Genomic DNA, 23,332 nt, shown 5'->3' with positions numbered 1-23,332 from the left:
GTGTTTTTTAATTTTAGCAGAATTTCAAAATTATTTGTTTTCATCTTATCCTATGAGCGCCATGAAATCATTTTTCCACCTCAACCGGCTGTTTTTTTCAGCCGCCCTGCTGATTCCCCTGGTTGCCAGCGCGCAACTCCCGAACGTAACCCGCGATGCCCTGCTCCAGAACACCCATTTTACGGCTTCCAATTTCGATATTATCCCCATTTACTCGATGGCGGGACCGGAAGGGCAGATTCTGGGCTATCCTTACCTCGACACGGCTTTTGCCAAAACTACGGTTTCGTTTTACCAGAACATGGCCGGTCCGGGTCACAAACCGCTGCTGGAAATCATCGACGCTCCGGTGCGGTTCAATGTGCAGACCAACACGCTGGAATTTCTGATCGAACCCAAAACCGTAAAAGCCGTCAGTGGGGAACGGGTGAAGCAGTTTAAAATGGAGCAGAACGGCCGCTTGACCCAGTTTATCAACGCCACCGAAGCCGGCGCGCCCGCGACCGTACGCGGTTTTTTTGAGCAGATCACCGACGGCAAGCTGAAACTGCTGATCCGGCACCAGATTTACGTCAAGAAACCGACCTACAACACCGCCCTGAGCATGGGCTCGAAAGATACCGAACTGATCAAGGAAGCCATCTGGTACACCAGCGACGGCAGGAACCTGACGAAGTTTTCGCCCAGCCGTAAAAGCCTGCTGAGCGTGATGAAGGACCAAGAAGAACCGATCAGCGCCTACCTGAAGGATAAAAAACCGGATCTGAAAAACCGGGCGGCTTTGCTGGACGTTTTTGCCTATTATAATTCGTTGTGAGGGCCGGTAGGTTTTAACCAAACTTTGCTCGTAACTTGCACTTGGTATCGATTTTCACCCGCCCTCGTCAACTCATTCTATGAAAAGCCGCCGTTCGTTCCTGCGTTTCAGTACGTTTTCACTCCCGTTTTTCGGCTTGAACCCATTCCCGGTTTTTGCGGGAAACCGGGTGGCCGGCCAGCCCATCGTCGTTTCCACCTGGGATAGCGGAACCATTGCCAACGGGGCGGCCTGGCCGGTGCTGCAACGCGGAGGAAAAGCCATCGACGCGGTGGAGCAGGCCGGCATTGCCATCGAAAACGACATCAACTGCTGCGTGGGGCTGGGCGGCAATCCCGACCGCGACGGGCGCGTGACGCTCGACTCCTGCATCATGGACGACCGGTTCAACTGCGGCTCGGTGGCGTTTCTGGAACGCATCAAACACCCGGTTTCGGTGGCCCGAAAAGTAATGGAAACCACGCCCCACGTCATGCTGGTGGGCGAAGGCGCGCAGCAGTTCGCCGTCGCCAACGGTTTTCCGCTCGAATCCGGCAAACTGTCCGCCGACGCCGACAAAGCCTTTAAGACATGGCTGATCAAATCGGAATACAAACCGATCATCAACGTTGAACTGGACCAGAAAAAACCGGCGCAAAACAGCAAGAAAACGTTCGCTCCCAACAAGTTAGACAACGGCTCGCCCAATCACGACACGATGGGCACGGTGGCCCTCGACGCAGCCGGCAACCTGTCGGGTATGTGCACCACCAGCGGCATGGGCTTCAAGATGCGGGGCCGCGTGGGCGATTCGCCCATCATCGGAGCCGGTTTGTACGTCGATAACGAGGTCGGCGCCGTGACTTGCTCGGGGCAGGGTGAGGAAGTGATCCGGATGTGCGGTTCGCACCTGGTGATCGAATTCATGCGGCAGGGTCTTTCCCCCAAAGAAGCCTGCCGCCGGGCCGTGGAGCGGATTGTCAAGCGCGATCCGGCCCGGGCCAAAGATTTCCAGGTCGGTTTTATTGCCCTGAATCGGAAGGGCGAGGTCGGGGCGTTTTCGGTCCAGAAAGGCTTTAATTATACCGTCACCTCGGCCACTGTTCAGCAAAAACTATTCGATGCGGAGTATTATTTGTAAGGTGCCGGTCGGCGGCTTGGGAGCGTTTTTTTCATACCTTTGCGCTTTCAAATTCTGACCCGATTCACAGTGTCTTCTATTCTTCGTATTGCATTACAAAAGTCCGGTCGGCTGAGCGAGGATTCGTACCAGTTGTTTAAAGAGTGTGGCATCCGTTTCGATTACGGCACCGGCAAGCTGAAATCCGTATCGTCGAATTTCCCGGCCGAGTTTCTTTTTCTGCGCGACGATGATATTCCGGGTTACGTCGAAGATGGCGTGGCCGACCTGGGAATTGTCGGCGAAAACGTGGCCGTCGAATCCACGCACCAGGTCGACACCGTTCACCGACTCGGTTTTTCCAAATGCCGGTTGTCGCTGGCCATTCCGCGCGCCACCGACTGGAACGGTATTGAGGATTTGCGGGGTAAAAACATCGCCACTTCCTACCCGCGCATTCTGGGCAACTACCTGAGCGAGCAGAACGTTTCGGCGGAAATCCACGAAATCAGCGGATCGGTGGAAATTGCCCCCGGTATCGGTCTGGCCGAAGCCATTTGCGACATTGTGAGTTCGGGCAGCACCTTGCTGAGCAATGGGTTGAAGGAAGTGGAAGTGATTTTCCGTTCCGAAGCCATTCTGATCGCCCGGCCAGCGCTGGCCGCCGAAAAGCAAAGTCTGCTCGACAAACTGCTGTTCCGGATCAAAGCCGTTCAGGCCGCAAAAAACAATAAATACATTGTTCTGAATGCGCCCAACAGTGCGCTGGACCAGATCAAATCACTGCTGCCGGGCATGAAAAGCCCGACCGTGACGCCCCTCGCCACCGAAGGCTGGAGCTCGGTTCATTCGGTGATCAACGAAAACGATTTCTGGGAAAACATCGAAGCCATCCGCTCCGCCGGGGCGCAGGGCATTCTGGTGATTCCGATTGAAAAAATGATTTATTGAGGAGAACGAGGGGAAAGGAGGAAGGAAAAATGCCCCTTCGTCCCTTCCTCCTTGCTCCCTTCTGCCTTTCTTATGCAAATCCTTTCATTTCCTCCCCGCACCGAATGGCCGCATTTGCTGGCCCGGCCCGGGCAGTCGACCGAAGCGATTGAAAAAGCCGTTGCGCCCATTCTGGAACAGGTTCGGAACGGGGGTGATAAAGCGCTGAGCGAGCTGTCGGAAAAATTTGACAACCTGGCGTTTACCGGTCAGCCGTTTCAAAAAGCCCAGTTTGCTGCGGCCGAAACCCAGCTTTCGGATGAACTAAAAACCGCCATTCAGCAGGCGTATCGGAATATTCGGACCTTTCACGAAGCGCAGCTGCAGCCGGTCGAAAAGATCGAAACCATGCCGGGCGTGACGTGCTGGCGCCGGAGTGTCGGCATCGAGAAAGTTGGCCTTTACATTCCGGGTGGCACCGCGCCCTTGTTCAGTACGGTTCTGATGCTGGGCATTCCGGCGCAACTGGCCGGCTGTAAAGAAGTGATTCTCTGCACCCCCAGCGACCACCCCGCGATTTTGTACGCGGCTCAACTGGTGGGCGTTACCCAGGTTTTTCGGGTTGGCGGGGCGCAGGCCGTCGCGGCTATGGCCTACGGGACGAAATCCATCCCCAAAGTCTACAAGATTTTTGGTCCCGGCAATCAATACGTGACGGCGGCCAAAATGCTGGTCGCGAAAGAAGGCATCGCCATCGATATGCCCGCCGGGCCGTCGGAAGTCGCCATCTACGCGGACGAAACCGCCGTTCCGGCTTTTGTGGCCGCCGATTTGTTGTCGCAGGCCGAACACGGCGCCGACAGTCAGGTGTTGCTGGTGTCCACCAGTAAACAGGTCGTTACGACGGTCAACATTGCGCTGGTGACGCAACTGGAGCGTTTGCCCCGGCGCGACCTGGCCGCCAAAGCCATCGCCAACAGCAAAGCCATTCTGGTCGAAACCGAAACAGAGGCCATCGACCTGCTCAACGCCTACGCGGCCGAGCACCTGATTCTAAGCGTCAAAAATCCCGAAACCGTAGCCGAACAGATAACCAACGCCGGCTCGATTTTCCTGGGGAATTACACCCCCGAATCGGCGGGCGACTACGCTTCCGGCACCAATCACACGCTGCCGACCAACGGTTTTGCCCGGGCCTACAGCGGGGTGTCGCTAGATAGTTTTGTGAAAAAGATCACGGTTCAATCCATTACCGCCGACGGGATTAAAACGCTGGGACCCACCATTGAAGCAATGGCCGAAGCTGAATCGCTGCTGGCTCACAAACACGCGGTGAGCCTGCGACTGGCGAGCCTGAACGAAGCCAATTCGCGCTAAATGTGTTAACTTGCTGAAAACAGCGAAATCATGAGCCAGTTGCTGATTGAATCGATTCGCCGGAGGATGAAGCCATTTTTACTGCCTTTACTGCCCAACCTGAATGGGCGGGTGGTAAACCCGAACCTGCTTGAAAATGCGAAATGGTTCGTCTAACGTGCGGAAAAAATTGCCGATAACAGTGGAATTACGTCGGTTGAAGATTCTACTGCATGGCAACGGAAATTCCGCCGTTGGGACCGACCTTTAGCTGGACGCGACGAATGATTCTGAATACCAACTTAGATTTTATGTTTGACCTTACCACCCTTCTCCGCCCCCATATTCTGACGTTGACGCCTTACTCCTCCGCCCGCGATGAATACACCGGGAAAGAAGGCATTTTTCTGGACGCCAACGAAAATCCATTCGGATCGACGGTTCGACACTCGACGTTCGACGGTTCGACGCTCGACGGTTCGACGTTCGACGATGCGGTTTTGGAGGACAATTTCAACCGATACCCCGATCCGCACCAACTGACCATCAAGGAGCGGCTGGCTCCGATCAAGGGCGTCCGGCCCGCGCAGATCTTCATCGGCAACGGTTCCGACGAACCCATCGACCTGCTGGTGCGGGCCACCTGCGTGCCGGGTCAGGATTCGATTCTGATTGTGCCGCCGACCTACGGCATGTACGAAGTGAGCGCGGCCATCAACGATGTGCACCTGATCAAAATCCCGCTAAAACCGGATTTTCAACTGGATGTTCCGGCGGTTTTGGCGGCCATTCAGCCCCGCACGAAATTGCTGTTTGTCTGTTCGCCCAACAACCCGACCGGCAATCTGATCGCCAGAAACGACATTCTAACCCTGTTAACCCGCTTCAACGGGCTGGTGATTGTCGATGAAGCGTACATCGATTTTGCCAACACGCCGTCGTTCACGAGCCTGCTGGATCAGTACCCCAATCTGGTGGTGTTGCAAACCTTTTCCAAGGCCTGGGGACTGGCGGCCCTGCGCTCGGGAATGTGCTTTGCCTCCGAAGCCTTGATTGACGTCCTGAACAAAATAAAACCGCCTTACAACATCAGCGGTCCTACGCAGCAACTGTTGCTGAAGGCGCTCCAAAACGTCCCGGCGAAAGACGCGATGGTGGCCCGGATTCTGGCGCAACGGGACCAATTAATTCAGAAATTGCTCAATTTACCGCTGGTTCGGCACGTTTATCCGTCAGATGCCAATTTCATTCTGGTCAAATTTGACGACCCAAAGGCGGTTTTTGACTACCTGATCGACCAGCAAATCATCGTTCGCGACCGGCACCGGGTTAAACTCTGCGATGGCTGTCTGCGCATTACCGTCGGTACGGAATCCGAAAATGACCAGGTGCTGGCGATGCTGAACGTCTACGCCAATTCGCTAACCACAACCGTTTAAGTATTTTGAAGAGTATGAAACGAATCCTCCCGCTGTTTCTCTTTCTATTGATTGGCCTTGCCAGTACGCACCACGCCCGCGCCCAGACCAATAACTGGGCGGTCGGTTTCCGCATTGGCGAACCGGCGGGGGTGAACGTCCGGAAGTATTTTGGTGAAAATCACGCTTTTGATTTAAACATCGGGACGTTTGGCGGTATTTACGGCACCCGGCGGAGTTACCGCAAAGGTGTTTATAAAAATGTGGGCCTGACTGTGCAGGGGCATTACCTCTGGCACGGTTCCTTCGGCAAGTCGGAATCGATGCATTATTATTTTGGATTTGGTGGGCAATTGAACAGCCGCCGGTATTTTCCGGACCGGTTCAGCTCGGCTAATTTCTATGACAACACCATTTCAGTGGGTGGGTCGGGCGTGGCCGGTCTGGAGTACTTTTTGCCCAACAAGCCTTTTTCGGTTTTTCTGGAAACCGGTGGCTATGTGGAAGTGATCCCGGCGCCGTTTTTCCTCGGCCTGCAATCCGGCCTGGGCATTCGATTGAATTTATAAGGAAGGAAAGGAAGAAAGCAGAATAGACCGAAAGGAGGAGCGGTTTTTGCCCTTTTCCTCTCTTGCCATTCTCTTTTCGTCCTCTCCCCCCTTCCTCCTATCCTCCTTATGTTTAAAATTTTCAGTTCTTCCGCCGGGTCGGGAAAGACGTATACGCTGACCAAAGAGTACCTCAAGCTGGCACTCCGCGACCGGACTGAGCTGGGAAAAGGTTTTGAAAATCACCAGTTTAAGCATATTCTGGCGGTAACGTTCACCAACGCGGCCGCCCGGGACATGAAGGACCGGATTCTGGAACAGCTGCAGAAAATTACCGCCGGTGATCTTAACTCCCAGCTTTCGGAGCTGGCCAGGGAGTTGAATCTGGAGCCCCTTGACCTGCAAAACCGGGCGCGCTCGACCTTCCATTCCATTCTCCACGACTACTCCGCCTTTTCGGTCCTGACCATTGACAGCTTTGTCCAGCGCGTCGTGACGGCTTTCACCGATGATCTGGAGCTCCCCTATAGCTTTGAGGTTGAGATGGATACGGACGTGGTGCTGCAAACGGCCATCGACCGGCTGCTCGAAAAAGTGGGGCAGGAAGATTATCCGTTCCTGTCGGAAGCGCTGGAGGAATTTTACCTGGACAATGCCTCCGACGGCAAAAGCTGGTACGGTCTGGCCGGCACGCTCGTCGACTTTTCCAAAGGGCAGTTGGGCGACCGGAGTTACGAATTCGTGCAAAAACTGAACGAACTGAATCCGGACCATTTCCGAACCATCCGGCGCAACCTGCGCGAGAAAAACCGGGCCACCGAACAGAAAATCGAGCAATTGGCCCAGGACGCTTACCAGCTCATTCAGCGGGCCGGTATTTCGGAGAAATCGTTTTATTACGGCGATAAGGGGGTTGGCACCTATTTCAAGAAACGGGTTGTCCTGAGCGGTTTTCCGGAAAACCCCAACACCTACGTCCGCAAGGCCATCGACGACGATGTCTGGCATTCGGGCAAGAAAAACCTGACGCCCGAGCAGCTTCAGATTGAAGCGATCAAGGAAGACCTGCGGGCGTTTATTCTCCAGATTGAACAACTCCGGCAGGACAACGGACTGCGCTACCGGACGTTCGGTGCCATCGAGCAACACCTGCAAAAAGTGGCCCTGCTGAAACAGATCAAACAGGAATGCGACGATTTGCTGCGGGAACAAAACCGGATTCACGTTTCGGAATTTAACCGCTTGATTGTAAAAGTCGTCAGCGAAGAACCGGTTCCGTTTATCTACGAACGGCTGGGTGAAAAGTTTCACCACATCCTGATCGACGAGTTTCAGGATACATCAAAACTTCAGTTTGTCAACCTTCTACCCTTAATAGACAACAACTTAGCCTACCAACGGTTTAACCTCGCCGTGGGAGATGCCAAGCAAGCCATTTACCGGTTTCGGGGCGGAGACATGGACCAGATTGTGGCCCTGCACAGCGGCAAACTGGACCCGCTATTAGCCGCGCACGAACCCAGCGAAATGACCCTCGAACGGCTGTCGGGCCTGCAACACCACCTGCAACCGGACCGGCTGGCCACCAACTGGCGCAGCGCCGAGTCGATTGTGGAGTTTAATAACCGATTTTTTCGGTTCATGGCGGACTTTTATACCGGCACCGAATTTGAAAAAGTCACCGAAGTGTTTGACGAGCAGTTCCGGCAGGCGTCGGCCAAAGCGGGGGTTGTGGGCCGGGTGCAGATCGACTTTATTGACAAACCGGATCGCTATGCCGCAAAAACCGACGAAGATGCGCCGGATTTTAACGCCCAGATGGTGGAACGAACGCTGGCCCTGATTCAGCAAGCCGTGGCCGATGGCTACCAGTACGGCGACATTGCGGTTTTGTGCCGGTTCAAGAAAAATGCCCGCCGGATTGCCGACTTCCTGGAAGCCAGTGACATTCCGCTGACCTCGGAGGATTCGCTGACGCTGCAATCGTCCGAACGGGTGCGGTTTCTGGTTTCCCTGCTCCAGTTGCTCCACCAGCCCGAAAACCGGATGGTGCGCTACGACATGCTGTTTTTGTACCACCGGCTGATCAACCCGAACCTGCCGAATGCCGCGTGGATGGAGTTTATGGACAAAATGGCCAAAGCCGAAGATGAGGGCGATATTTTCAGCCTGATTTCTAAAATCGACAAGGCGACGCTTGATCCGGAAGCCTTGCAGCAGCTCAGCATTTATGAACTGTCCGAAAAGCTGGCGGACTATTTTGACCTCTACACCAACGAACGGGACAGCGCCTATCTGTTCCGGTTTATGGACGAAGTGCTGACGTTCAGCAGTCGCTACAGCAGCCATTTATCGGATTTTCTCGCTTATTGGACCACCGCTCAGGAGAAAGTTTCGGTCAGTGCCCCCCCCGATCAGGATGCGGTGACCATCCAGACCATCCACAAATCAAAGGGCCTGGAATACCCGGTGGTGATTATTCCGTTTGCCGACTGGTCGCACAAACCGCGCAACAACGATACGATGTGGGCCGAGCTGGGGCCGTTGGGCGAGTGGGACGAGTTGACCATCGCGGGCGTTACTCCGCAGGAAAACAGACGGTTACAGACCGCATCGATTACCATTCGGAAAGACCTGGATGAAACACCCCTGGCCGGGCAATACCAGGACGAGCTGTACCGCACGTTTGTCGAGTGCATGAACCTGCTGTATGTGGCTTTTACCCGCCCCACCGACCGGCTTTACATTCTCTCGGCCAAACAGGATTTTTCAGAAGCAAAGGATGGCGGTTTCAAAAATGCCAACGGAATAGACTTCTGGCTCTACACGTATCTGTCTGATCTTCGGGGCACTATGTGCTGGGAGGAAGAAAAGCGGAGCTATTCGTTGTATGATTATATAACCCAACCGTCCAAACGAGCGTTACCTAGTGGGGATTCGTTTCCGGTTTTGGGCAGCAACCGGGAAGGCACGCAGCCGCTGCGGCTCCGGCGCATCGAGCGGACGATCGACAGCACCGAATTTGAGAAAAACCGGGCCTGGTGGCAGAAAGTCTGCTCGGCCCTCTCGCTGATTCAAACCGCGAACGACGCCGAAAAAGCCACTCGCCGAATGGTGGCGGACGGGCTGCTCAGGGCCTCGGAACAGGAAGCCATGCAAGCGGCCCTGCAGGTTTTTCTGGACCATCCGGAAATTGGCCTGCTGTTTTCGGCCGCCCACCGGGGTGACAATAACCGCCGGATTCTGGTCAATACCGGCCCCGACGGAAAACCGCAGCGCAGTGGACCCAACCGGGTGGTGCAGTTTTCCGACAAAGTGGTCCTGGTTAATTACCTGACGGAGTCGCCGGACGACGCGCAGCAGGCCAGAATGCGGTCTTTTATGCGGCTCTACCAACAAATGGGGCACAAAGCCCCGGAAGGGTGGCTGATCGTCATTCCGGATCGTACCCTCTTAAAAATTACCTAATTTACGCAACGTATGAAGTATTCGTTTGGCTTATTTCTCCTGCTGGCTTCGTTTCAAATCAGTTTTGCCCAGGATTACCCCATCACCGCCGTTCCCCTCTCCAGCGTCAAAATCCAGTCGGGTTTTTGGTATAACCGGCTCGAAACGGCCCGCACCGTTACCATTCCCCACGCTTTCCAGAAATGCACCGAAACCGGCCGGATGGACAATTTCGCCGTCGCGGGCGGCCTGAAAAAAGGCACTTTCCAGGGGGTGCGCTTCGACGAATCCGACATTTATAAAATTGCCGAAGGAGCCGCCTATTCGCTTCAGAACCAATACGATCCTAAACTCGATCGCTACCTCGACAGCCTGATTACCCTGATTGCGGCCGCGCAGGAATCCAACGGATATTTGTATACCATCCGCTCCATTTTCAAGGACAGCACGGGTCTGAAAGACTGGATTGCCGGACCGACGCCCTATTCCTTCGAAAACGGCAGTCACGAGCTTTACAACGTTGGGCACCTGTACGAAGCCGCCGTCGCCCATTTTCAGGCCACCGGCAAACGGACTTTTCTGGACATTGCCCTTAAAAACGCCAATCACCTCGTCAAAACCATTGGTCCAAAACCGGGTCAGCTCATCGTTGTTCCGGGGCACGAGGAAACAGAAATCGGCCTGATCAAACTCTACCGGCTGACCGGCGACAAACGCTACCTCGACCTGACCCGGTTTTTCGTGGACATGCGGGGGCGCTCCGACAAACGGCCGCTCTTTCTGGATGCACACAACCTGGGACCGGCTTATTTTCAGGATCATAAACCGGTGGTGCAGCAAACCGAGGCTGTCGGGCATGCCGTGCGGGCGCAGTATCTGTACGCCGGCATGACGGATCTGGCGGCCATTCAAAACGACAAAGCCCTGCAGGATGCGGTTTTGAAAATCTGGAACGACGCGACCACCCGCAAACAGTACGTTACGGGGGGCGTTGGCGCGCGGGAAAACGGCGAAGCGTTCGACGATCCGTACGTGCTTCCCAACGACGCAGCCTACGCCGAAACCTGTGCCGCCGTTGCCAATCTGCTCTGGAATCACCGGCTGTTCCTGCTGACGGGCGAATCCAAGTACATGGACGTGTTCGAGCGGGTGCTCTACAACGGTTTTCTGGGCGGGGTGTCGCTGGCTGGCAATCAGTTTTTCTACGTCAACCCGATGTCGTCAAACGGCAAAAAAGATTTTGGCAACGGCGAACCCGCCCGGCGCTCGCCCTGGTTTGGGGTCAACTGCTGCCCCAGCAACGTCGCCCGGTTTTTGCCCTCGCTGCCCGGCTACATCTACGCCCTGCGCAACAACGAACTGTTTATCAACCTTTTTGCCGACAGCCAGGCCGAGGTAAAAGTGAACGAAACCGCCGTTAAAATCCAGCAGCAAACCAGTTACCCCTGGGACGGCGCCATCAAAATGACGGTTTCGCCGAAAAAGGCGGTTTCGTTTCCGGTTTTGATCCGGATTCCGGGCTGGGCCACCAACCAGCCGATGCCGGGTGATTTGTACCGGTACGCGACGCCACAAACGCCGGCGATTAAACTTACGATTAATGGTCAGCCGGTTTCGGTAACCCCCGAAAACGGTTATATCCGCTTGCACCGCACCTGGAAACCGGGCGACGTGGTGGCCTTAACGCTCGATATGCCGGTGCGCGAAGTGCTGGCCCATGAGAAAGTCAAAGCCGATCAGGGGAAAGTCGCCATTGAACGCGGACCGGTGGTCTACTGCGCCGAGGGCGTTGATAACGGCGGTCAGGCGCTTGGCATTACCCAGGCACCCAACCAGAAATTCACGCCCGAATACCGGAAGGATATGCTGGGGGGCGTGGTGGTTCTGAAAGCCGCCGGGGCCAAACCGACCACCCTGATTCCGTATTATGCCTGGAATAACCGGGGGGCCACAGAAATGGCAGTATGGTTTGGTTCAATGGGAAAATAACCGGATTTGAAAAATTACCGCGCTATTTTTCACATTAGCCGAATATGAAAATATTAGACGTACGCCATTGGAAAAAGTAACGCACGAAGCGTTACTTTTTTTTGACTATTTTTTTACGTCCTGGCAGATGGTCCCATTTTTTGTTGCAGCAGCTCGGCTTCCTGGGCGGCTTCCAGCCGAAGTTTGCGGTTTTGCTTTTCAAAAACCTGAAACAGCACCATGAAATACGCCAGCAACAACGGCCCGATTACCAGGCCCAGAATACCGAAAATCGGAACGCCCAGCACAATCCCGGTCAGCGTGACAAACGGGTGAACGTCGCCCATGCGCTTCGCCAGCATCACGCGCAGCAGGTTATCGACGTTGATGATGACCACCGCCCCAACGACCAGAATGCCGATTCCGTTGCCGGTCTGGCCTTGTGAAATCATCAGAATTCCGGCGGGGCCCCAGACGATCGGTGTTCCCAAAATGGGAATGAACGCAAAGAAGAAAGCAACGGTACCCCAGAAAGCCGCATCCGGAACCCCAAAAAGCCAGAGGGTCATCCCGGTCAAAATTGACTGCACCACCGATACCAGCGCCTGACCCAGGATGTTGGCGTTCACCATGTTTTTCAGATCTTCCCCCAGCTGATCGAGCGTATCGCTTTCAAACGGCAAATATTTCCGCAACCCCTTGATGAATTTCTCTTCCTCCATGAAAATAAAATACAGCCCGACGTAGAGCAGCCCCAGCGAAATGACCACGTCGAGCGTACCGCTCAGGATCGACGGAAACTGGCGGCTGGCAAAACCGGCGCCCTGCTGCACCAGATTTTTAACGTTGGCCTGATCGGTTAGCTGAATGCCGGTGGCTTTTTCCAGTTTTTCAATCAATTGGAGAATCTGACCGGTATTTTGGCTGTAATACTGAATCCGGTTGATGAGCAGCAGACTCAGCGCCATAAACGGCATGATGATAACCACCACCGAAAACAGAATCAGGAGGATGGTAACGAGCAGGCGGTTCCACTTGCGCTTGTGCACCAGGTTGGAAAACCAGGGACGGAAAATCACGTAAATGATGCCGGAACCCAGCAGGGCAATGGTATACTGCCGCAAGCCGACCAGAATAAAACCGGCAATGACAATCAGACTGACAATTAAAAGGACGCGTTGTTGTTTGGGGGTGTAAATGGTGGCCATAGCACGTTGGGGTAAATTCCTGAATGTAATACACCCGGACGCATTTTTTGTTTACAGCCGCGGGGGATTGTGAGGAATCTGTTGGTCCCAAAACCGGCCGGCCCCGCGAAAAATCCGCGGGGCCGGCCGGCAACGTATCAAGAGGTTGGTTGTGATTCGATTGAAAACCGGTGATTAATTGGCCTCGCCTTTCACATCGTCGTTGTTGACCGACTTGCTTTTTTTGCGTTTCTCCTCGAAGGTCATTTTACCGATGCGGTACGAAAACGTCAGCTTGACGTTCTGGTTGTAGAGCTGCATCACGCTGGTCTGGGCCAGCAGCGGAGAGTTCAGCACGGTGCGCATCTTCACGCCATTTCCGGCAAAGTTTTCGGCCGCCAGCCCGATGCTGCCCCGTTTGTTGGCAAAATCCTTTTTCACGCCGAGCGAATACATGTACATGCCGCCCATCGTGCCCTGCAACTGCGGCATGGGCGAGCGCAGAAACCCGAAGCCCTGGATGCCCCAGCCTTTGTTCAGGGTCCACTGCGACATCAGCCGCCCGCCGATGCTGAAACCGTCGTTGCTGATCGGCTGCGAACGGCCATCGACACCCGGCGTCATGCCCTGCATGTAAACGTAAAACCCGTCCAGCCCGCCGTTAAGGCTCCATTTTGACGTCAGCATGGTGTTGAAAAACAGGTTGGCGCCGTAGGTCCGCTGCACCCCAATGTTCTGAAAAGTGGTGATGATCCCGCCCGCCAGCGTATCCGACGGCAGCCGCACCTGCGTCATGGCGTTGTTGGTGAGCCGGCCGAACAGGGCGGCATTCAGGTAGGTTTTCTTGATGGTCGAACTCAGGCTCAGCTCGAAATTGTCGGTCAGCTCCGGTCGCAGCGTCGGGTTTCCGATCATGATGTTCTGGGGGTTGGCCGCGTTGGGGTTGGGGTTCAACTGCTGCAAACCGGGGCGCTGAATCCGGCGGTTGTAGGCGGCTTTCAGCGTCACCCCGCCTTTCAGGCTTTTCGATACGTTGATGCTCGGCACCAGGTTGCCGTAATTCGGAATCGCCAGGGCCATCGTTTCGTCGCTGATGGCGTTGATGCCCGTGTATTCGTACCGCGTACCCACTTTAAAGGTGTATTTGTTCGGCGTTACGTACGTGTAGGACACATAACCGGCCCCAATATTTTGCGAATAATTCAGTGAACCCGCCGGATTGGTCGGATCGAAAACCAGCTCCCCAACCGGGCCGCCAATCTGGTACTGATACCGGCTATCGACCTGCCGCATGATGGCTTTCGCGCCAAATTCGAGCAACTGGTTTGTGCGGATGGGCGTCTGGTAATCAGTCTGGAACGTGATTTCCTGGTTGGTGTTGTTGTTGAGGTTCCGCTGGCGGGCGGTCAGTTCGTCACCGGCGCCCAGCAGATCAGCGTAGAAATTGTTGGTCAGTCCCGTCCGGCTGTACTGCGTCGAAATGCTCCACTCCTGCTGCGGTTTAAACGTGCGGATGTAGTCCAGGTTGATATCCACGGAGTTCGACAAATCTTTCCGGTTGACATCGCGATTGGTAAAATTCAGCAGCGAGTCACCGATGTAGGCGTTGGTCAGCTGATTCTGCTGCTGGACAAAATTCCGCGTTCCGTACCGAATGTTGGCCGAGAGCGACTGGTTTTTTGCCAGATCGTAATCAATGCCGAGCGTATACTGCCCGAACAACGGTTTATCAAAAGCGGTGGCCGTCTGGCTCGTGCTCATCGGCACTCCGTTCACCAGCGTCGTTTGGTCCAGGCTCGACGATGCCCGGTTGTACATGGCCCGGCCAAAACCGCCCAAGGTAATTCCCAATTTCCCCTGCCGGTACGAACCGTTCAGGCCCAGGTTCGAGCCCCGGATGCCCGCGCCGGCATCGACGTTCAGCGTCAATCCGTGCAGCGTGTTCTTTTTGGTGATGATGTTGATGATCCCGGCGGCTCCTTCGGCATCGTATTTGGCCGACGGACTGGTGATCACCTCCACCGATTTAATCATGTCGGCCGGGAGTTGCTTGAGAGCATCGGCGACGCTGCTGGCCACGATGGTCGACGGTTTGTTGTTGATCAGCACCCGAATGTTCTGGCTGCCCCGCAGGCTCACATTGCCGTCCAGGTCCACCGACAGCATCGGCACTTTTTTCAGAATATCCGTGGCATCCCCCCCTTTGGCCGTTAAATCCTTGTCGGCGTTGAACACCAGCCGGTCCACTTTTTCCTCGATCAAAGCCGCCTGCCCCGTTACGACCACTTCGCTCAGCGTGCGAACATCGGGCTGTAGTTGCACATTGCCCATGTTCAACTCGGTGCCTTTGGCAATGGTGAACGTTTTGGAATCGGTGTTTTTATAGCCAATAAACGAATACTGAAGCCGGTATTCGCCGGGAGCCAGTTTCGTCAGCACGAATTTTCCTTTGTCGTCGGACGTGGTGCCGTCGATGGGCTTACCGGTTTTGGGGCTGATCAGAGCAATTGTGGCGTATTCGACGGGTTTGCCGGAGGTCGAGTCGATCAGCAGACCAGTGATTTTGCCGTTGCCCTTGGGAGCTTCTTCGGTCACACCCGTGAATTCCTGTTTCTTCCGGCCCACATCCTGACCGCCAAAACCGCCCGGGCCACCCCCCGGAGGGCCAAACTGGGCCATCGCAGCCGAAAAACCGGTGCACAGAAGAGCCGCGATCAAAACCGGGCGGAAGCAGGAAGTAACCTTTGTTGTTTTCATGACCTAACCTGCGTTGAACTTGCAGTACACAAAGGTTACTCCAACGGGCGGCTTCCGGAAAACAATGTTGCAAAGGCGGCTTTTTAGGGTGCAGAACCGGCCTTTTTCGGTGCGGAATCCCTTTGAATTCCCGCTGAAAACTCGCACTCCAGCACGATTGGGTGAGCTGACCGCGAAAGCAGAACATGAAAAAGCACTGATTCACAGCCTTTGGTAAACGGCTGCCAATCAGTGCTTTTCAAAGGGGTTAGCGATTAGCTCAGGGCATTTCGGCAGAAGGCCACGCATTTTTTCACCTCGGCCACGGCGTTCGACCCTTCCGGTATTTTGTATTCCAGTTCGACCACCGCCGGGAAGGTGTACTTCTGTTCGCGCATCAGTTTCAAAACCGGCAGCAGGGGCGTATCGCCTTTGCCCCACTCCAGATTGCCTTTGCCGTGCTCGGCGGTCTGGCGGTCTTTGATGTGCATGCTCACAATGCGGTCGTGCTTTTGCTTAATGAGCACCAGCGGATCGGGGTTTCCGGCGGCAACGTAATGGCCCAGGTCGAAGTTGAGCGCATTGGCGGGCGATTGCGCCAGGGCCGTATCCCAGAACGTGGGCGTTTGCTGCTCATGGCCGTGATACCCCACCTTCAAACCGTGTTTCTCGGCCATTTTTCCCAGTCGGAGCGTGTGCGCATCGTTGGCCGGGTGTTCCAGCGTCACCTGATTGGCTCCCAGTGCCTTGGCGGCCCGCATCCCGTAGTCGATATCGGCATCGGTATTCTGCATACCAAACGCATCCGGTTTGAAGGCGTAAATCTTGACCCCAGCCTGATTGTACATCTTGCGTACCTGCTCAAACTTCGCCATCGGGGCCGAGAGCCGCCATTTGGTCACTTCCTCCCGGTACGCTTTCATCTGCGCATCGGCCGCGTCGAGCTGTTTTTTCTCGTCTTCCGTGAGTTCCTGTTTTTCGCGTCGTTTCCGCATCAGGGGAAAAATCGTCCGCATATCGACCGAATTTTTGGGCGCACCGGCGAACGATTCGGCCGGGCCGCCCATCAGCTCGATGGCGCTGATTCCGGAATCCAGCACGTATTTCAGAGTAGCTTCGGCGCTCTGGTCGGGCATGTCGCGGAATGAGTAGGTGATGCACCCAATTTGCACCCCGTCGATCAGCGAATTGGGTTTGTCACCCAGGCTGCGAATAAGCGCCGGCGCTCCAAAGAGCTTGTTGTTGCCCAGGACAGCCCCCGAAACGAGGGCCGCCGTAGCGCCCAAAAACTGACGACGTGTTGGCTGTGTTTTCATAAAATGTCGGTTTGACTGGATTTTCGGAATAAAATATAGGGCTAAAATACGTTCCATTCGCACACGGCCACCGGTTTTTTATTCGCAGCCTCTTTAGACCGCGGCTATTTGCCGAGCCAATCCTTAAAATCGGTAATGCGTTCGCCACTGACAAACACTTCGTGCCGGGCTTTGGGCTGCAATTCGAGCCGCCATTTTCCGGCCGAGTAGCTGTGTATGGTTTGAATGGACGCCATCGACACCAGAAATTGCCGACTGACCCGAAAAAACTGTTTGGGACTCAGAAGTGTCGTCAGCTTATCCAGGCTGTAGTCGACGGGAAGCGTCAAACCGTCTTTGGTGACCAGAAAGGCCATGCGCTCGTCCAGGAAAAAGTACGCAATTTCGCCGGTTTCTACACTCCGGATTTTCGACCCGACCGTAATCATAAACCGGTCCTTGTAAGCCGTTTCCCGAAACGCCCCGAGCATTTCCACCAGCGCATCCAGATTCGGCCCCACGCGGGCCGGAGCCGCCGGAACAGTTGCGGGTTGCTGATATTGGGCAAACTGCTCCCGCAGCGCCTTGAATTTTGAGATAGCCGCCACCAGCTCGTCGTAGTTCAGCGGTTTTAGGAGGTAGTCGATGCTGTTGACCTTAAACGCCTGAATGACGTATTGATCGAAGGCCGTGGTGAAAATGATCGGGGTCGTCAGCTTTACCTGCTCGATCACCCGAAACGACAGGCCATCCTGCAAATGAATGTCCATGAACACCAAATCCGGTTTTTCGGGCTGCGGTTCGGTAAAAAACGCAACGGCTTTTTCGATCGACGGCAGTACGGCCAGAATCCGGATTTCGGGATCGTAGCGATGCAGCAGACTTTCCAGCCGCTGGGCCGTCAGGCGTTCATCTTCCAGAATAACGACGTTCATTGGATCAACGGAATTTTAACCACAAATGAGCCGTCCTGCTCGCCCACCCACACGGGCTGGTCGGTCAGGAGGGCGTAGCGGTTGATGATGTTTTGTAAGCCCAAACCGGTCGAATGCTCCAGTTGTTCGCGCGGCTGAATTCGGTTATGCACCACCAGAACATCGCCTTCGGTCTGAATGTAAACGTGTTGCGGTTTTTCGGGCGTCATGCGGTTGTGTTTCACGGCGTTTTCCACCAGCAGTTGCAGCGTGAGCGGGGCCATGCAAAACCGGGTTGCGACGGCGTCGGGCACGTCGATGAAAACATCAAAACTGTCTTCAAAGCGGATTTTGAGCAGAAAGGTGTACGACCGGATAAAATCCAGCTCGGTTTTCAGCCCGACTTTGTCGTTGTCTTTTTGCTCGAGAATATACCGGTACGCGCGCGAAAGCTGGTCAATGAACCGCTCCGACAAATCGGCATCCACGTGCACCAGCGACGCCAGAATGCTCAGGCTGTTGAACAGAAAATGCGGGCTGATCTGGTTTTTCAGGGCGGCCAACTGCGTCAGAACCGCTTCTTTTTCCAGCCGCTCCGCCCGAATCTGCACGTCTTTCAGCCGGCGGTTGGCCCGCCGGTTGGCCGAGAGGTAGAAGATCGACAGCATGATGACGATGGTCAGGCCCTTGTTCGAGCGCTCGAAAAACTCCCAGCGGCCGGGGGGTGTCAGGTCCGTTCGGGGCCGTTCAATTCGCTGACTCCCCGGCGTCGGGCGCGGAATCCGATGCAGGACTTCGCGCCGGGCGTAATCCCCCGCCAGGTTCAGGCCCAAACCGGCGGTGATGGTCAGCAATAGGGCCAGAAACTGTGTCGGCAATTTGAAGTCGACCAGAAACTCCTCCCCAAACCGGCCCGCCGTCCAGTCCAGCACAATCTCGGTCAGGTAAATCCAGACAAAATACAGCGCAAATGTCACCACGCCCTGCCCCAGCAGAAACGGCAGCGACTGCACCAGAAACCACCAGGTACGTTCCGGCAGATTGACGTACAGCAGAATGGGGTAATAGATCACCACCACGCTAAACGCAAGCTGGGCGATCTGGCGGAGGGAAAGCCGGTATGGGGTTGTCGGATTCATATCCTAAAAGCTACTCGAATCTCAAAATTCCTGACGAACCCGCCCAATTAAAAAAGAAAATTGCAGAATACGGTTTTTACCGGGCTGAACCGCTTATTTAAAGCGCCGAGCCCCGCCAACCAACCATCCTAACCCCACTCAGGATAACCCCCTGCAACCCCGCCAGGGGTTGACTGTTGGTAGCCCCGCACTGCGTACGGGGATGGCGCCGGGAATCCGGCATGGTGGCCGACGAGCCGGATTCCCGGCGCCCCGCAGCCCCGGGTTGTACCCGGGGTCATCCAGAGTCAACCCCTGGCGGGGTTGCAGGGGGTTATCCTAAGCGGGGTTGGGTGATCTAGCATTCCGTCGCGCTCAGCGCAAGGCCGGCTTCGGAGGTTTCCTTGTATTTGGTGGACATGTCGCGCCCGGTGGCTTTCATCACTTTGATGACGGCGTCCAGCGAAATTTTCTGGTTGGCGGGCGTTCCGGCGGTGGCCAGCAAAAAAGCGTTGTAGGCTTTCACGGCGCCCATTGCGTTCCGCTCGATGCACGGAATCTGCACGTATCCCCCGATGGGATCGCAGGTCATGCCGAGGTGGTGCTCGATGCCAATTTCGGCGGCTGCTTCCACCGCGTCAATGGATTTGCCCGCGCACTCGGTCAGAAAAGCCGCCCCCATCGCCGAGGCCGTGCCAATTTCGCCCATGCACCCCATTTCGGCTCCGGAAATGCTGGCGTTGTGTTTCACCAGAAAACCGACGGCCGCAGCCGCCCACATGCCTCTCCGCAGCGTGGCTTTGTCGTAATGAAAATGGTTTCTGGCCAGGTAGGTCAGGCCCGGAATGACGCCCGATGCACCCGAGGTGGGGGCCGTCACCACAATGCCACCAGCCGCGTTTTCCTCCGAAGCCGCCAGACAATAGGCGTTCAGAAAGATCAGAAAGCTATCCGACGATTGGGCCAGTCCGCGCGCCTGCTGGTACAAAACCGGCGCTTTCCGGCGCAGTTTAATTGAGCCCGGCAGGGTGCCCGTATGCCGCAGTCCGCGCCGGACGGCTTTGTGCATAAAATCCAGAAGCAGGTCAATGCGCGGGTTGATTTCTTTCGGCGTTCGTCCGGTCAGGGCGGCTTCATTGGCCAGCATCAACTGTTCCAGCGTCAGCTGGTGATCGTACAGGCGCGTTTTCAGTTCCTTCATGGTTCGGTACGGATACGGAATTTCGGCGGCCGGTTTTTCGGCTACATCCTCACCCTTCCGGAGAATAAAACCGCCCCCGATCGAATAATACTCCTGTTCAAAAACCGCCTGGCCGGCCGACACCAGTTGAAAAACCACGGTATTGGCGAAGGGCGAGTCGTACTTTTTACGCTCAAAATGAATGTGTTCCGGTCCAAGTTCAAACTGCCGTTCTTTCACCCGGATCGGGTACCTTACCGCGGGATCTTTCAGTAACCCCAGCAGGGCCACCGGATCGGTTGATTCGGGTTGCCAGCCGAGCAGCCCGGCCACAATGGCGCGGTCGGTGCCGTGGCCTTTGCCGGTCGCGCTCAGCGAACCGTATAGGTGAACCTGCACGGAATCAGAGCTTTGCACGGTCGCTTCTGGCAGTTGTGGCAGGCGTTCCAGAAAATCGAAAGCCGCCTTCATCGGGCCAATCGTATGCGAACTCGACGGGCCGGGCCCTACCTTGAACAAATCAAAAATGGAGGTGGTAATGGGTGAATTATTCATGAAGTATCGCCAGGAATATTGATGAAGTTGTATCTTACTGCGCTTTTGAGCGGCCGGTTCTGCTTCGGTTGTACCCAAATGCCTGAAACCCACTAGACGCTTTTCCTAAACCGAATGAAACGTTTGCTGTTGCCTGCGCTTTTTCTGTCGGCGGCCCTGTTTACGGCGGCTCAACTGACCTCCGACGCCCCCCAGCCACCCGGTTTTTCCCGCGAGTGGCCCGAGTACCTGGGCGGTCCCGACCGGAATCATTACTCGCCCCTCGACCAGATTAACGCTGCCAACGTCAGTAAGTTACAAATTGCGTGGGAATATCACGCCAAAGACTCCGGACAGGTGCAGTGCAACGCCATCATTGTCGATGGGACGCTGTATGGGGTCACAGCTTCCAATCAGGTATTTGCATTGAATGCGGCCACGGGTCAGGAGAAATGGCGGTTTTCGGAATCCAGCAAAGGCGGAGTCAACACCCTGCGGGGCGTCACCTACTGGCGTGAGGGCGACGACCAGCGGATTCTGTTCGGTTCGGGGGCTTCGCTTTGCGCCGTCGATGCCCGAACCGGCGTGCTGATTCCCGGTTTTGGCACCAACGGAAAAGCCAGCCTGAAAGCCGGTTTGGGTCCCACGGCGGTCGATAAATTTGTCATTTCCAATACGCCCGGTACGGTTTTCAACGATTTGATTATCATGCCCCTGCGGCTTTCCGAAGCGTCCGATGCGGCTCTGGGCTACGTTCAGGCGTTTAACGTCCGGACGGGAAAAATCGCCTGGGTGTTCCGCACGATTCCGAATCCCGGGGAGTTTGGCTACGACACCTGGCCGAAGGACACCTACAAAAATACGAACGTGGGCGGGGCCAACAACTGGTCGGGCATGTCGATCGACCGGAAGCGCGGCATTGTCTACGTGCCGACCGGTTCGGCGGCTTTCGACTTTTACGGCGGAAACCGCAGGGGCCAGAATCTGTTCGCCAACTGCTTGCTGGCGCTGGATGCCAAAACCGGCAAACGACTCTGGCACTACCAGTTTGTGCACCACGACATCTGGGACCGCGACCTGCCCGCTCCGCCGAATCTGGTAACGCTGCGGATAAACGGCAAAACCGTCGATGCGGTCGCGCAGGTGACCAAATCGGGGCATGTGTTTGTGTTCGACCGCGTGACCGGAAAACCGCTCTTTCCGATCAAAGAGGTAGCCTATCCCCAATCCGAACTGCCCGACGAACCGACCTGGCCGACGCAGCCCGTTCCGACCAAACCGGCGCCGTTTTCCCGCCAGACCATTTCCGAAGCCGACCTGAGCCCCTACGCCGAAAACCGGGATTCGCTGCTGGCGACGTACCGACGTGCCAAAGTAGGGCCGTTTCAGCCGCTGGGCAAAACGCCAACGCTCGTCTATCCGGGGCTGGACGGCGGGGCCGAGTGGGGGGGTGCCGCGGTCGATCCCGACGGCATTATGTACGTGAATGCCAACGAGATGGCCTGGCTGCTGAGCCTGCGCGATACCCCGAAAGACGAAGAATTAGCGCACCTCAGCCCCGGCGAACGGCTCTACACGGTCAACTGCGCAGTTTGCCACCGTCCCGACCGCAAAGGCAATCCGGCCAGTGGGTATCCGTCGCTGGTCAACATCGGGCAGCGTCGGGACCGGGATTTTGTCCACAAACTCATCACCACCGGCAAAGGCATGATGCCCGGTTTTACGCGGCTTTCCGAACTTGAAAAACAGGCGCTGGTGGCGTATCTGTTCGGTGACGAAAAAGTGGAAGTGGCCGCCGGAGCCAAAGGAAAAAAAGAACCGTATGTGCCGTATAAATTCAACGGCTACACCAAATTTCTGGATAACAAAGGGTTTCCCGCCATTCGGCCGCCCTGGGGCACGCTGACAGCCATTAACCTGAATACCGGCGAACACCTCTGGCAAAAACCGTTCGGCGAACTGAAGGAATTGTCGGCGAAAGGCATTCCGCCCACCGGCGCCGAAAGCTACGGAGGCCCCGTCGTCACCGCCAGCGGGTTGCTGTTCATTGCCGCCAGCAAAGACGGCCAGTTCCGGGTGATCGACAAAAAAACCGGGAACACGCTGTGGCAGACCGAACTGCCGGCGGCCGGGTATGCCACGCCCAGCACCTACGAGGTGAACGGCAAACAATACATCGTCATTGCCTGTGGCGGCACGAAGCTGGGTACGAAGAAGGGCGATAGTTACGTGGCGTTTGCGCTGCCGTGAGAATGCCGTCTTGAACTCGGATTACACGGATTAAAGGATTAACTAGGAGGTGCTGATTTTTAAATGATTATAAGAATTTGTTATTGACTAGTCGCCGAAATTCTAGGCTTTTGGAACCGAAATTGATCAATAAGCCAATTTGAAGATGGTAGGCTTCCAGGTAATTGATGGCTTGAGCCAGATGTACATTTTCAAGTGCGATGATGGCTTTAAGTTCAACTGATACCAATTCTTGAATCAGAAAGTCAACACGGCGGGTACCTATTTGGCGGTTTTTATAAAAAATAGGCATCTCAACTTCACGTTCAAATGTAATGCCGACCGTTTCTAGTTCAATTGCCAATGCACGTTGGTAAATTACTTCCTGAAAACCATTGCCAAGCTGCCGATGAACTTCCATGGCGCCCCCAATAACTCGCCCTGTTAATTCTTTAAATTGAGTCGTATCCTCTGTTCTAAAGGCTAATTTTTCCTTTAGAAGTACAAAGGACGATTTTGTCACTCTAAATCTTTAATTGTACTGAATCAGCACCTC

The 23,332-nt window shown here is 55.4% G+C and carries 17 protein-coding genes; 10 read left to right on the top strand and 7 right to left on the bottom strand.

The window, feature by feature from the left end; translation table 11 throughout:
• Positions 1-61 precede the first annotated feature (61 nt).
• The 9 genes from ACYVHX_RS24045 to ACYVHX_RS24005 all read left to right on the top strand — a co-directional run bounded on the left by ACYVHX_RS24045 (position 62) and on the right by ACYVHX_RS24005 (position 11,604).
• On the top strand, positions 62-817 hold the full coding sequence (locus tag ACYVHX_RS24045) for a hypothetical protein (protein ID WP_460674247.1): 756 nt from the start codon (positions 62-64) through the stop codon (positions 815-817).
• 79 nt (positions 818-896) lie between these two features.
• Positions 897-1,937 carry an isoaspartyl peptidase/L-asparaginase family protein gene (locus ACYVHX_RS24040; RefSeq protein WP_460674246.1) on the top strand — a complete coding sequence of 347 codons (1,041 nt, stop codon included), beginning with the start codon at positions 897-899 and terminating at the stop codon, positions 1,935-1,937.
• Positions 1,938-2,006: 69 nt separating this feature from the next.
• Positions 2,007-2,867, top strand: a complete 861-nt coding sequence (hisG, locus tag ACYVHX_RS24035; RefSeq protein WP_460674245.1) for an ATP phosphoribosyltransferase — start codon at positions 2,007-2,009, stop codon at positions 2,865-2,867.
• Between the two features lie 72 nt (positions 2,868-2,939).
• A complete protein-coding gene (gene hisD / locus ACYVHX_RS24030) occupies positions 2,940-4,223 on the top strand; it encodes a histidinol dehydrogenase (protein WP_460674244.1) in 1,284 nt (427 codons plus the stop codon).
• 30 nt (positions 4,224-4,253) lie between these two features.
• Positions 4,254-4,379, top strand: a complete 126-nt coding sequence (locus tag ACYVHX_RS24025) for a hypothetical protein (RefSeq protein WP_460674243.1) — start codon at positions 4,254-4,256, stop codon at positions 4,377-4,379.
• A 134-nt stretch (positions 4,380-4,513) separates the two neighbouring features.
• Positions 4,514-5,641, top strand: coding sequence for a histidinol-phosphate transaminase (gene hisC / locus ACYVHX_RS24020; RefSeq protein ID WP_460674697.1), 1,128 nt, complete (start codon positions 4,514-4,516; stop codon positions 5,639-5,641).
• Positions 5,642-5,655: 14 nt separating this feature from the next.
• Positions 5,656-6,189, top strand: a complete 534-nt coding sequence (locus tag ACYVHX_RS24015; RefSeq protein ID WP_460674242.1) for a hypothetical protein — start codon at positions 5,656-5,658, stop codon at positions 6,187-6,189.
• A 108-nt stretch (positions 6,190-6,297) separates the two neighbouring features.
• A complete protein-coding gene (locus ACYVHX_RS24010; RefSeq protein ID WP_460674241.1) occupies positions 6,298-9,636 on the top strand; it encodes a UvrD-helicase domain-containing protein in 3,339 nt (1,112 codons plus the stop codon).
• 12 nt (positions 9,637-9,648) lie between these two features.
• Positions 9,649-11,604: a glycoside hydrolase family 127 protein gene (locus ACYVHX_RS24005; protein ID WP_460674240.1), complete on the top strand. Its 1,956-nt coding sequence runs from the start codon at positions 9,649-9,651 to the stop codon at positions 11,602-11,604.
• Positions 11,605-11,717: 113 nt separating this feature from the next.
• On the opposite strand, the gene ACYVHX_RS24000 is transcribed toward ACYVHX_RS24005, so the two are convergent.
• The 6 genes from ACYVHX_RS24000 to ACYVHX_RS23975 all read right to left on the bottom strand — a co-directional run bounded on the left by ACYVHX_RS24000 (position 11,718) and on the right by ACYVHX_RS23975 (position 20,568).
• The gene (locus tag ACYVHX_RS24000) at positions 11,718-12,791 is read right to left on the bottom strand and encodes an AI-2E family transporter (RefSeq protein WP_460674239.1); all 1,074 of its coding nucleotides are present in this window, start codon (positions 12,789-12,791) and stop codon (positions 11,718-11,720) included.
• 174 nt (positions 12,792-12,965) lie between these two features.
• Entirely contained in the window at positions 12,966-15,449 is a 2,484-nt protein-coding gene (locus ACYVHX_RS23995) for a TonB-dependent receptor (RefSeq protein WP_460674696.1), read from the bottom strand.
• A 332-nt stretch (positions 15,450-15,781) separates the two neighbouring features.
• Positions 15,782-16,822, bottom strand: coding sequence for a sugar phosphate isomerase/epimerase family protein (locus ACYVHX_RS23990; protein ID WP_460674238.1), 1,041 nt, complete (start codon positions 16,820-16,822; stop codon positions 15,782-15,784).
• 104 nt (positions 16,823-16,926) lie between these two features.
• Complete coding sequence (locus tag ACYVHX_RS23985) at positions 16,927-17,736, bottom strand: LytR/AlgR family response regulator transcription factor (RefSeq protein WP_460674237.1); 810 nt, start codon at positions 17,734-17,736, stop codon at positions 16,927-16,929.
• Positions 17,733-18,854: a sensor histidine kinase gene (locus ACYVHX_RS23980; protein ID WP_460674236.1), complete on the bottom strand. Its 1,122-nt coding sequence runs from the start codon at positions 18,852-18,854 to the stop codon at positions 17,733-17,735. Before ACYVHX_RS23980 ends, ACYVHX_RS23985 begins: the two co-directional genes overlap by 4 nt.
• 337 nt (positions 18,855-19,191) lie before the next feature.
• Positions 19,192-20,568 (bottom strand): L-serine ammonia-lyase, encoded by a 1,377-nt coding sequence (locus tag ACYVHX_RS23975; protein WP_460674235.1) that lies wholly within the window; start codon positions 20,566-20,568, stop codon positions 19,192-19,194.
• Positions 20,569-20,682: 114 nt separating this feature from the next.
• Between ACYVHX_RS23975 and ACYVHX_RS23970 the strand changes: the two genes are divergently transcribed.
• A complete protein-coding gene (locus ACYVHX_RS23970) occupies positions 20,683-22,797 on the top strand; it encodes an outer membrane protein assembly factor BamB family protein (protein WP_460674234.1) in 2,115 nt (704 codons plus the stop codon).
• Between the two features lie 67 nt (positions 22,798-22,864).
• On the opposite strand, the gene ACYVHX_RS23965 is transcribed toward ACYVHX_RS23970, so the two are convergent.
• A complete protein-coding gene (locus ACYVHX_RS23965) occupies positions 22,865-23,299 on the bottom strand; it encodes a GxxExxY protein (protein WP_460674233.1) in 435 nt (144 codons plus the stop codon).
• Between the last annotated feature and the right edge of the window lie 33 nt (positions 23,300-23,332).

This window comes from Larkinella ripae (assembly GCF_054780775.1).
Note: the sequence above shows the minus strand (reverse complement) of the source record. Positions and strands in the feature narration are given on the sequence as shown.